The sequence below is a fragment of the Anaerococcus porci genome, from assembly GCF_034090325.1.
GTDB lineage: Bacteria > Bacillota > Clostridia > Tissierellales > Peptoniphilaceae > Anaerococcus > Anaerococcus porci.
This window is the reverse complement of the sequence record NZ_JAXDSU010000040.1, coordinates 21771-32704: the sequence shown is the minus strand read 5'-3', so window position 1 is coordinate 32704 and position 10934 is coordinate 21771. Positions and strand designations below refer to the sequence as shown.

Below are 10934 nucleotides of genomic sequence, written 5' to 3'. Positions count from 1 at the left end.
TTATATGGCAATTAGAAATATAAGACAAGTTGGAGATCCAATTTTAAGAAAAAAATCAAAAGAAATTAAAGAAGTTACAGATAAAATAAGAGTTTTACTTGATGATATGGCTGATACAATGTATCAAGCCGATGGTGTGGGACTTGCAGCACCACAAGTAGGTCTTTTAAAAAGAGTTATAGTAGTAGATGTTAGAGATGAGGATGGTTTAATCAAGCTAATTAATCCCGAAATAATAGAAGCTGATGGCGAACAAATTGGAGTAGAAGGTTGTCTTTCTGTACCTAATTTTAATGCAAATGTAAAAAGACCAGCACATGTTATAGTAAAATATTTAAATGAAGATGGAAAAGAAAAACAGATAGAAGCAGAGGGACTTAAGGCAGTCTGTTTATGTCATGAGATTGATCATTTAAATGGCAAACTTTTTATTGATGATTATGAAGAGGAAGTCAAAGATGTACAATAGAAAAATAAATATATGTTTTATGGGAAGTCCAAAGTTTGCTCTAAAAACTTTGGATGTTCTTTATAATAATGAAAATATAAACGTAGATTTAGTTGTTAGTGGTAAAGATAAAAAAAGAAATAGAAATAAATTTAGACCAACACTTGTTAAACAATATGCCCTTGATAAAGGAGTTGATGTCTTAACTCCTGATTCTGTAAACACTGATGAATTTCTAAAAGAACTTACAGATAGAAAAATTGATTTTATAGTTGTAGTTGCATTCGGGCAACTTATAGGAGAAAAGCTACTAGATAAATTTGAAAATAAGATTATAAACCTTCATCCTTCATCTCTACCAAAATATAGAGGAGCTAGTCCAATCCAATATACCCTCTTAAATGGTGAGAAAATAACGCATGCTACAGCAATGCTTATAGAAAAGGGGATGGATAGTGGAGATATATTAAATCAAAAAGAATATGAAATAAAAGAGGAAGATGATTTTATAAGTTTAAGTGAAAAGATGTCGGATCTTGGGAGTAAGGCGATTCTTGAAGCTGTTCTTAACTATGAAGAAAAGTTTGCCAAAAGAATAAAGCAAGATGACACTAAGGCAACTTTCACAAAAAAGATTGATAAGAAAATGGGTAAAATCGATTGGAATGAAAATAAGCAAGATATAGTAAATAAAGTTAGAGCCTTTGTAGAATTTCCTAAGGCATATTTTAATTATAAGGGTGAAAATATAAAGATTCTTAAAGCTAAGGCGATAGCTAAAGAAGACTCTAAACCATCTTTTGTATATGAGGCTAATAAAAATGACTTGATAGATATAGGATGCAAAGATGGGGCTATAAAAGTAGAAATTATACAATTTCCGGGTAAAAAAGCTATGGATGTAAAATCTTTTTTATTGGGAAATGACTTTGAAAAGGGAATATACATAGATTAGTATGGATGACTTTAAATTGATAGTAGATGGACTTTATGAAGTTTTTTACGAAAACAAAAAGTCTACAGATATTTTAAATAAAATAGCAAGCGAGAGAGAGGATATTTCATATATAACAAGAAATATATACGGAGTTATTGAAAGAAAACTCTATCTTGACTATATTATTAGTAAATTATCGAAGATAAAAATAAAAAAATTAGATAAAAAAGTCCTTCTAATTCTCGAAGTAGGTATATATAATATTCATTTTTTAGATAGGAAAAACTATGCTATTGTAAATGAATTAGTAAATGTTACCAAAAAAGAATCTAATAAATCAAAAGGTTTTGTAAATGCTATTTTAAGATCTTTTATAAGAGATGAAAAAAATTTATCTAAGATAAATATAAAAAATGAATACGAGTACTTATCTATAAAATATTCTTGTCCAATTTGGATAATCGAATATCTAAACCTATCCTATGATGAAGATTTTACAAAAAAATTTCTTTTATCATTAAATGATAAAAGATTCATATCTATAAGAGTAAATAACAAAAAAATAAGCAGAGATGATTTAAAGAAAATTCTAATAAAGAGGGGATATAAGGTTTCAGATTCAAAAATTTCCAAATTGTCTTTAAGAATTACAAATCCAAGTAAACTTGCAAGTACAAATGAATTTAAAGCAGGTCTTTTTACTATCCAATCTGAAGCATCCATCAAAGTATGTGAAGAACTTAATCCTAGAGAAAGATCAAATATTCTTGATCTATGTGCAGCACCTGGGACAAAGACTTCTCTTATAGGAGAATTAGTAAATAATAATGCAAATATTATTGCAAATGATATTTCTTTTAATAAACTATCAAAAATTAATGAAAATATAGAGAGATTAAACCTTAAAAATATTGAAATTACAAATTTTGATGCAAGTGAATATATAGCTGAATATAAAGAAAAGTTTGATTATGTTCTTTGTGACCTACCTTGTTCAGGACTTGGTGTTATGGATAGAAAACCTGAGATAAGATATAATAGAGATATGGATGGAGTGAAAAAACTAGCAAGTCTTCAAAAAAGAATATTAGATAGGGCATTTATGTATTTAAAAAAAGGAGGAATTCTTCTTTATTCTACTTGTACTCTGGGTATGTATGAAAATTTAGACAACTATATTTATCTTACTAAAAAGAAAAGACTAAAAAATATAGCAATAGATGATAAACCATATATTGAATACACTCCATTTGAAGATAATACAGACGGATTTTTTATGACGAAATTTGAAAAGATATAATTATGAAAAGAACTATTAATGACAAATCAATTGAGGAATTAGAAGAAATATTTGATAATTTAGGGATTAAAAAATTTAGAGCTAAGCAAGTTTTTAGGCAAATTCATATTAATAAATTAAATGATTTTTATAAGATGACTGATCTTTCTAAGGATTTAAGGAAAAGACTTGACTCGCTTTTTTACTTTCCTAAATTAAAAATAGTAAAAAAATTCAAATCTAAACTTGATAATACCAAAAAATATTTAATAGAATTAGATGATAAAAATATTATAGAAGCAGTTTTCATGCAATATGAGGATAGGGTGACAATTTGCATATCATCTCAAGTTGGTTGTAGGATGGGATGTAAATTTTGTGCCTCTACAAAAAATGGTCTTGAAAGATCCCTGCATGTATCAGAGATTATAGAAGAGATTTATCTATTAGAAAGAGAAAATTCAACTATAAACAACATAGTAGTAATGGGCATAGGAGAGCCTTTAGATAATTTTGATAATATTATTAAATTTATAGAAATAACAACAGATCCTAGAGGAAGAAATCTTTCTCATAGATCCATTACTATTTCAACTGTAGGACTTGTTGATAGGATTAGAGAACTTGCTGATTCTAAATTAGATGTAAATTTAGCAGTATCTTTACATTATGCCTTTGATGAAAAAAGAAAAAAATATATGCCAACTGCTAACAAATATAAGATTTCTGATATAGTGAAGGCTTGTGATTACTATTTAGATAAGACAAAAAGAAGAGTATCTTATGAATATGTGGTAATAGACAAGGTAAATAATCTAGAAGAAGATGTTAAAGAATTGTCTAAACTTTTTAAAGGTAAAAATATCCACATTAATTTGATACCTCTTAACCCAATTGAAGAGTTTAGACACTCAAAAACTAAATCCAGCATTATGAATCAATTTCAAAATAAACTCAATAAATATGGTCTCAATACTACAATAAGAAGATCTATGGGAAGGGATATTGATGCATCATGTGGACAACTTAGAAATAACTATGCGAGGTAGAAATGAAATTTAGTACGATTTCTAACATCGGCAAGGTAAGAAGTCAAAACCAGGATTACTATGGAAATTTAGAAATAGATAATCAATGTTTTTTTATTGTAGCTGATGGTATGGGTGGTTATAAGGGTGGCGAAATAGCCTCAAGGCTTGCTACAAAATATTACATAGAGTTTATTAAAAATTCTGATATAAAATCTTATAAATCACTTATAGACTTACAAGAAGACGCCTTAAAGGATGCAAATATTAAAATATTAGACCTTTCAAAGACCCATGAGGAATATTCTAATATGGGTACTACAGTGGTTTGTGTTTGCCTAGATTATGATAAAAAAACTTATCATATAACCCATATTGGGGATTCTAGAGCATATATTTATACTGATAATGAATTGCACCCTATCACAAGAGATCATTCTTTGATTAATGACTTAATTGATTCTGGATCTCTTACAAAAGAAGAAGCAATGAATTTTGATAATAAGTCTGCTATAACGAGAGCTGTTGGAGTAAGTGAAACTCTTAGACCAGAATCGAGATCTTGCGATATGAAAGATGGAGATTATGTCTTGATGGTTACTGATGGTTTAACAAACGAAGTATCAGACTTAGAGATTGAATCTATAATAGCTTCTAATAATTCTGCAGATATAATATCTAGTAATCTTGTCGATTTAGCAATAAAAAAAGGCGGTCATGATAATATCACAGTTACTACAATTATGATTTGAGGTTAGAATGGATAATATAATATTAGGAAATAGGTATCAGTTAAGAGAACTTATTGGCGTTGGAGGAATGGCCAAGGTCTATAAGGCTACTGATAGACTATTGCAAAGAGAAGTTGCAATAAAAGTATTAAAAGATCAATATGAAGAAGATGATGAGTTTGTAAAGAAATTCTCAAATGAAGCCTTATCTGCGGCTAGACTTAGTCATGTTAATATAGTAAGTGTATATGATATAGGTGAAGATTTAATATCTGGTAAAAAAATACATTATATAGTAATGGAGTATGTCAATGGAGAAACCTTAAAAGATCTTATTGATAAGAATAAAAATGGACTTTCAAATCATGATATAGTTGACTATTCAATACAAATTGCTCAAGCCTTAAGCTCAGCTCATCAATCAAATATAATACACAGAGATATAAAACCACAAAATATATTGATGGATAAATATGGCTTATTAAAAGTCACAGACTTTGGCATAGCAAGAGTATCAACCAATGCAACTATAACTTATACATCATCGATTCTTGGAACAGTTCACTATATTTCACCAGAACAGGCTAAGGGAAAATTTGTTGATGAGAAATCAGACCTTTATTCTCTAGGCGTAGTTATGTATGAAATGGCAACAGGAAAAGTCCCTTTTGATGCAGATAATTCTGTTGGTATCGCTGTAATGCATATACAAGATGAGGCTGTTGAGCCTAAAGAGATAAATAAAAATCTATCCAACAGACTAAATGATATAATAATGAAATTACTTGAGAAAAATCCTCAAGATAGGTTTACAAATGCTAAGGAGCTAATAAGAGCCTTAGAAGATGAAAATTATAATATAGGATCTATAAAAAAAGAACAAACAGCCAAAATTCCTGTAGTTGAAGATAATATAGAAGAAACAAGCTTTATTCCTATAGTTGAAGAAAAGATTCCTGCAGAAGAAAGAAATGATGAAGATAAAATTTTAGAAGAGAAAAAAGAAGATAAAGAAGATGATGAAGCTATATATGTCAGTCCTGGAGATGATAATAAAAATCTTAAAGAAAAAAAGAAGAAAAGAAAAATTTGGCCTATATTTCTTGTAATTTTAGCTTTAGCTTTAGGCGTATTTTACTATGTTAGAAGTTCTAACTCAAATATGGTTGAAGTTCCTACTGTATTAAACTTAAGTGAGGATGAGGCAGTTAAGCTTCTAAAATCAAAAAACTTAAAGGCTAATGTTTCACGCTATGCAGAATCTAATAACTATGGTGAAGGAAAAGTAATGGAACAAGATCCAAGTCCCAAGGCAAAGGTAAAACCTTATTCAACAGTAAACTTAGTTATAAGTCAAGGTAGAGAGGTTAAAGTTCCAGATCTTTCAAATATGACTGTAAGTCAAGCAGAAGAAAGCTTAAAAGAGGTAGGACTTTCTTTAGGAAAAACAAATAGTGAATATTCTGATACAGTCGAAAAAGATAAAATTATTAGTCAAAATCCAAGAGTTGGAGAAACAGTACAAAGTGGTAGTGAAATTGACATCAATGTAAGTCTTGGTAAAAAAGAACCAGAAGTTAAGAATGTAAGCGTACCTAACCTTGTAGGACAAACTGAGGAAAAGGCAATATCTATTGCAGAAAATTCTTCTATAAGTGTAAGAAATATAAATTATGAATATTCTGAGTCAATCGAAAAGGGAATAGTAATTTCACAATCTATATCAGCAAATACAGAAGTTGCAGAAAATTCTAAGATAGATCTTGTGGTATCAAATGGTAAGGATCCAAGTCGCAAAGAAAATACTGATAATAAATCTAATGAAGAAGAAAAAGATGGAAAAGACAAGAAAAAACAACAGGAAGCTGTAAATGTTAGTTTTTCAATTACTCCACCAAAAGATAAAGAAAGTTTTAATATAAAAATATATAAGCTTTCAGATGATAATCAAAAAACAGATTTATTATATAACCAAAATCATACTAGCAAAGAAGTTGGAGATGATGGTACCTTAAGTTTAAATTTTAAGTCAGTTGTAGGTACAAGGGTTCAAATTTTAGTTGATGGAGAATCCAAAGGAGTATATGAAGTAAATAAATGATTGGTAAAATAATAAAAGCCCAAAAAGAAATATACTATGTTTTAGCTAATGATGAAAGTTATATGTGTAAGGCAAGGGGAGTTTTTAGAAATCAAAATATAAAACCTTTAGTTGGGGACAATGTTGAGTTTGAAATTAGAGAAGATAATAAGGGATATATAAATAATATCTTAGAGAGAAAAAATGAAATCAAAAGACCAAATATAGCGAATATTGACCAAATCTTATATTTTGTAACTATAAAAAATCCCAGTCTAAACTTATTTAATATAGATAAGTACTTAGCCATGTGTGAATATATAAATATAGATGTTGCTATAATATTATCCAAAAAGGATTTAGCTGAAGAAAAAGACTTGGAATTTATAAGAATGTATGAAAATATTGGTTATAAACTAATATTTATAGATAATTATAATGACTTTCCAAAAGACAAAATTATGAATCTTTTAAAAGGTAAAACATCTGCAGTTTCTGGGTCATCTGGCGTTGGCAAATCTACATTTTTATCAAACCTTGTTGACTATGATATTGAAATAGGGTCAATATCTGAAAAGTCAAAAAGAGGTAAGAATACTACTAGACATATAGAAATATTCAATCTAGGTAAAAATACCAACATTTTTGATACACCAGGATTTGATAGTTTTGACCTAGACTTTATAGATGATGAGAAAAATCTTAAATACTGTTTCAAAGAATTTGACAATAAGTCATGTAAATTCAATAATTGTAACCATATAAATGAACCAAAATGTAAGGTTAAAGATGATTTACTAAATGGATATATTAGCAAGACAAGGTATGAAAATTACTTAACTTTATTTGATGATATAAAAAGAAGGAGAGAAAAATGGTAGAATTAGCACCATCACTTTTGTCATCTAACTTTTCAAATATCCAAGCTGACTTGGATAAGTTAAAAGATGCAAATATAAAATATCTTCATCTTGACATAATGGATGGGGTTTTTGTGCCAAATATTTCATTTGGCTTTGGATTAATAAAATCAATTAGAAAAAATAATGATTTTATTTTTGATACTCATCTTATGATAGATGAGCCAATCAGATATTTAGAAGAATTTAAAGATAGTGGATCTGATATAATTACTGTTCATTATGAAGCATGCTCAGACCTTAATAAAACTCTTGAAAAAATAAGAAAGTTAGGACTTAAGGTAGGACTAACTTTTAAACCAAAAACAAAAGTCGAGTGTATACTTCCATATCTTAAAAAAGTAGATGTATGTCTTGTTATGAGTGTAGAGCCAGGATTTGGTGGTCAGTCATTTATGGAAGATTCATTAGATAAAGTAAGAAATATTAAAAAATATATTGACGAGAATGAATTAAATTGCCTTATTGAGATTGATGGTGGAATAAAAACACATAATTTAAAAAGGGTGATTGATAGTGGAGTAGATCTTGTAGTAAGTGGATCAGATATATTTTCAAATGGTGAAATTAAAGACCAAGTTTTTAAATATTATAAAATATTTAATTCATAAAAAAGGACAGTTGCAAAAGTAATCTTGCAACTGTCCTTTTTTATGAAAAAATAATGCTTTTAGCACTATTGTCATTAAATATTAAGCTTTTTCAACTTTACCGCTTTTCATACATTTAGTACAAACGTTGATTGTTTTAACGCTTCCATCGATTTTAGCTCTTAATTTATGAACGTTTGGTTTAAAGTTTCTGTTTAATCTTCTATGGGAGAAAGTAACTTTGTTACCGAATTTTGTACCTTTTCCGCAGATATCACACTCTCTTGCCATACTTTACACCTCCAAGTCTTAGTTTAATCTTAGTCATTATATCAAATTTATATTAAATTATCAAATATAATCGCCTTTAGCTATTATATATAAAAAAAGACAAAAAATCAAATAAGAGTATAATAAAATTAGTTAAAGTAAAGAAAATAGATAGGAGGCTTTATGGATTATAAGTCAGTATATGAAGGTAAAAATTTTGGAATTATACTTTTTGATGAGCCTTTAAAACTTCATACAAATTTTGGAATAGGTGGACCATGTGATGTATTTGTGGAGCCTAGCAAAGAAGATGAATTAATTAATCTTATAAAATTTAATAAAGAAAATAACATAGAAACTACAATTATAGGAAATGGCACTAATATTCTTGTAACTGATAAAGGGATAAGAGGGTGCGTTATAGCCTTATCAAATAATTATGATAATATTGAAATAAAAGAAGACCACCTCATAGTTACAAGTGGAACTTTGTTATCAAAAGCATCAAAACTATCATTTAAAAATGAACTTACAGGAATGGAAGAGGTCTCAGGAATCCCTGGTACTATAGGTGGGGCTGTAGCTATGAATGCTGGAGCTTATGGGAGAGAGATGAAAGATATAATTGAATCTGTAAGACTTATAGATAGGTCTGGTAATATAGTTGAACTATCAAATCAAGAGATGGATTTTTCATATAGGCATTCTAAAGTTTTTGATGACGATTTAATTGTATCCTCTGCAAGCTTTAGATTGAAAAAAGGAAATCCTGAAGATATAAATGAAGCTTATAAAGATTTCACATATAGACGAACAAGTAAGCAGCCACTTGAGAAAAAATCGGCTGGGTCAACCTTTAAAAGACCGGTAGGATCTTTTGCTTCAAAACTTATAGATGAAAGTGGACTAAGGGGATATTCTAGAGGAGATTGCCAAGTAAGTGAAAAACACTGTGGTTTTATAATAAATAATGGTGATGCCAGTTTTGAAGAGATGGATAATTTTATAAAGGAAATTGCATCTATAGTTAAGGAAAAAACTGGTTTTATTCTAGAAAGAGAAGTTAAAATACTAGGTGATTTGTAATGAAGGTTAAAATAATTACAGGTCTTAGTGGCTCTGGAAAAACCACAGCCTTAAGAATACTTGAAGACTTAAATTATTATGCTATGGATAATGTGCCAGGATCCTTAATAGAAAGTTTTATATATTTAAGCAAGTCACAAGATAAGCCAATAGAAAAATTAGCCTGTGTAGTTGATTTTAGATCAATGGAAGTAGAAAAAAATCTTAAGGAAACTTTAACAAATCTTAAAAAAATCAACAAGGATACAAGCATCATATTTCTAACAAGTAGGGATGATGTAATAATTAAAAGATATAATGAGTTAAGGCGACCTCATCCTTTAGGCTCTTTTGGTGATGTTAAAGATGGTCTTGAAAGAGAAAAGATAATGTTATCTGATATAAAAGATATGGCAGATTTAATCATAGATACTAGTAATTATAATAACAAAAACCTAAAACAAGTTCTATTGAATATATCTGATAGGAAAGAGAGTTTTATTATTAACTTATTTTCTTTTGGATATAAAAATGGTTTAAGTCTTGACTTTGATGTAGTATTTGACATGAGATTTTTACCTAACCCTTATTATATTGATGATTTAAAACAATTAAATGGCACCGACAAAAAACTTAGGTCATATTTAGATGAATTTGAAATAGCTCAAGAATTTAAAAATGAAGTTTATAAAAACCTAATTAAACTTATACCATATTTTGCTAAAGAAGGAAAGAATTCTATATCAATAGGATTTGGATGTACAGGTGGTCAACATAGATCGGTTTATATGTGTGAAAGTATATACGAAAAGTTAAAAGAAACAAATTATATAGTAATAAAAAAACATAGGGATAAGGATAAATGGAGAAAATAAAATACTTAAAAAGACTGCCCTTTGAAAGTATAAAAAATGCTAGAGACCTTGGAGGTATGCCTACCTTAGATGGAGAAATTACCTCTTGGTCTAAATTTATCAGATCTGCAAATCTTGATGATATCACAGATAAGGATATATCATTATTAAAAGATTTAAATGTATCTACTATAATAGATTTAAGACGTGATGATGAAGTTTATAAAAACCATAAGAGATTAGAAAAAATAAATGAAAATTTTTCTTACCATCAGGTTTCACTTTCACCAAGGGCCATGAGATATGAAGAAATACAAAGAATAATAGATAAAAAAGATTCAATAGGAAAATCATATATATCTATAATAGATAATTACAAGGCTATAAGAAAGGTTTTTGAAATACTAGCAGATAATGATAAGGTTACACTTTTTCATTGCCAAGAGGGAAAAGATAGAACAGGAATCATAAGCATGGTATTATATGGTTTAGCTAATGTAGCAAGGTCGGATATAATTGCAGATTATGAGATATCTTCAGCAAATCTTGGTTATATTGAAAGGTATGATCAAGATGAAAAGGGATCTATTTTTAGAGTAACCAATCCTTATAATATGAAAGAGGCTATATCTTACATAATTAGAAAATATCAAAGTTTTGAATCTTATCTGTATTATGCTAAACTTGATAGAAATTCTATAGATAAATTAAAAAAGAAATTAATTGAATAGA

General features: G+C 28.5%; 12 protein-coding genes. 11 read left to right on the top strand and 1 reads right to left on the bottom strand.

Annotated elements, in window-relative coordinates; genetic code table 11:
* The first annotated feature begins 4 nt into the window (after positions 1–4).
* The 8 genes from def to rpe are packed head-to-tail and all read left to right on the top strand — an operon-like array spanning position 5 to position 8034.
* Positions 5–469 (top strand): peptide deformylase, encoded by a 465-nt coding sequence (gene def / locus SOR60_RS04120; protein ID WP_154539020.1) that lies wholly within the window; start codon positions 5–7, stop codon positions 467–469.
* On the top strand, positions 459–1403 hold the full coding sequence (gene fmt / locus SOR60_RS04115) for a methionyl-tRNA formyltransferase (protein WP_320595274.1): 945 nt from the start codon (positions 459–461) through the stop codon (positions 1401–1403). Before def ends, fmt begins: the two co-directional genes overlap by 11 nt.
* A gap of 1 nt (position 1404) precedes the next feature.
* The gene (rsmB, locus tag SOR60_RS04110; protein WP_320595273.1) at positions 1405–2685 is read left to right on the top strand and encodes a 16S rRNA (cytosine(967)-C(5))-methyltransferase RsmB; all 1281 of its coding nucleotides are present in this window, start codon (positions 1405–1407) and stop codon (positions 2683–2685) included.
* 2 nt (positions 2686–2687) lie between these two features.
* Entirely contained in the window at positions 2688–3713 is a 1026-nt protein-coding gene (gene rlmN / locus SOR60_RS04105; RefSeq protein ID WP_154539014.1) for a dual-specificity RNA methyltransferase RlmN, read from the top strand.
* A gap of 2 nt (positions 3714–3715) precedes the next feature.
* The gene (locus SOR60_RS04100; RefSeq protein WP_154539012.1) at positions 3716–4444 is read left to right on the top strand and encodes a Stp1/IreP family PP2C-type Ser/Thr phosphatase; all 729 of its coding nucleotides are present in this window, start codon (positions 3716–3718) and stop codon (positions 4442–4444) included.
* Positions 4445–4451: 7 nt separating this feature from the next.
* The gene (pknB, locus tag SOR60_RS04095; RefSeq protein WP_154539010.1) at positions 4452–6524 is read left to right on the top strand and encodes a Stk1 family PASTA domain-containing Ser/Thr kinase; all 2073 of its coding nucleotides are present in this window, start codon (positions 4452–4454) and stop codon (positions 6522–6524) included.
* The gene (rsgA, locus tag SOR60_RS04090; RefSeq protein WP_154539008.1) at positions 6521–7384 is read left to right on the top strand and encodes a ribosome small subunit-dependent GTPase A; all 864 of its coding nucleotides are present in this window, start codon (positions 6521–6523) and stop codon (positions 7382–7384) included. The genes pknB and rsgA overlap by 4 nt, the downstream gene beginning before the upstream one ends.
* Positions 7378–8034 (top strand): ribulose-phosphate 3-epimerase, encoded by a 657-nt coding sequence (gene rpe, locus SOR60_RS04085; RefSeq protein ID WP_320595272.1) that lies wholly within the window; start codon positions 7378–7380, stop codon positions 8032–8034. Before rsgA ends, rpe begins: the two co-directional genes overlap by 7 nt.
* An 81-nt stretch (positions 8035–8115) precedes the next feature.
* Here the strand turns inward: rpe and rpmB are convergent, their stop codons facing one another.
* Positions 8116–8304 carry a 50S ribosomal protein L28 gene (rpmB, locus tag SOR60_RS04080; RefSeq protein ID WP_154539004.1) on the bottom strand — a complete coding sequence of 63 codons (189 nt, stop codon included), beginning with the start codon at positions 8302–8304 and terminating at the stop codon, positions 8116–8118.
* 162 nt (positions 8305–8466) lie between these two features.
* On the opposite strand from rpmB, the gene murB reads away from it, so the two are divergent.
* Genes murB through SOR60_RS04065 form a run of 3 tightly spaced genes read left to right on the top strand, consistent with a single transcriptional unit; the run spans position 8467 to position 10933 of the window.
* Entirely contained in the window at positions 8467–9369 is a 903-nt protein-coding gene (murB, locus tag SOR60_RS04075) for a UDP-N-acetylmuramate dehydrogenase (protein WP_154539002.1), read from the top strand.
* Positions 9369–10223 (top strand): RNase adapter RapZ, encoded by an 855-nt coding sequence (rapZ, locus tag SOR60_RS04070; protein WP_154539000.1) that lies wholly within the window; start codon positions 9369–9371, stop codon positions 10221–10223. The genes murB and rapZ overlap by 1 nt, the downstream gene beginning before the upstream one ends.
* Positions 10211–10933 (top strand): tyrosine-protein phosphatase, encoded by a 723-nt coding sequence (locus SOR60_RS04065; RefSeq protein ID WP_154538998.1) that lies wholly within the window; start codon positions 10211–10213, stop codon positions 10931–10933. The genes rapZ and SOR60_RS04065 overlap by 13 nt, the downstream gene beginning before the upstream one ends.
* The last annotated feature ends 1 nt before the right edge of the window (position 10934 follow it).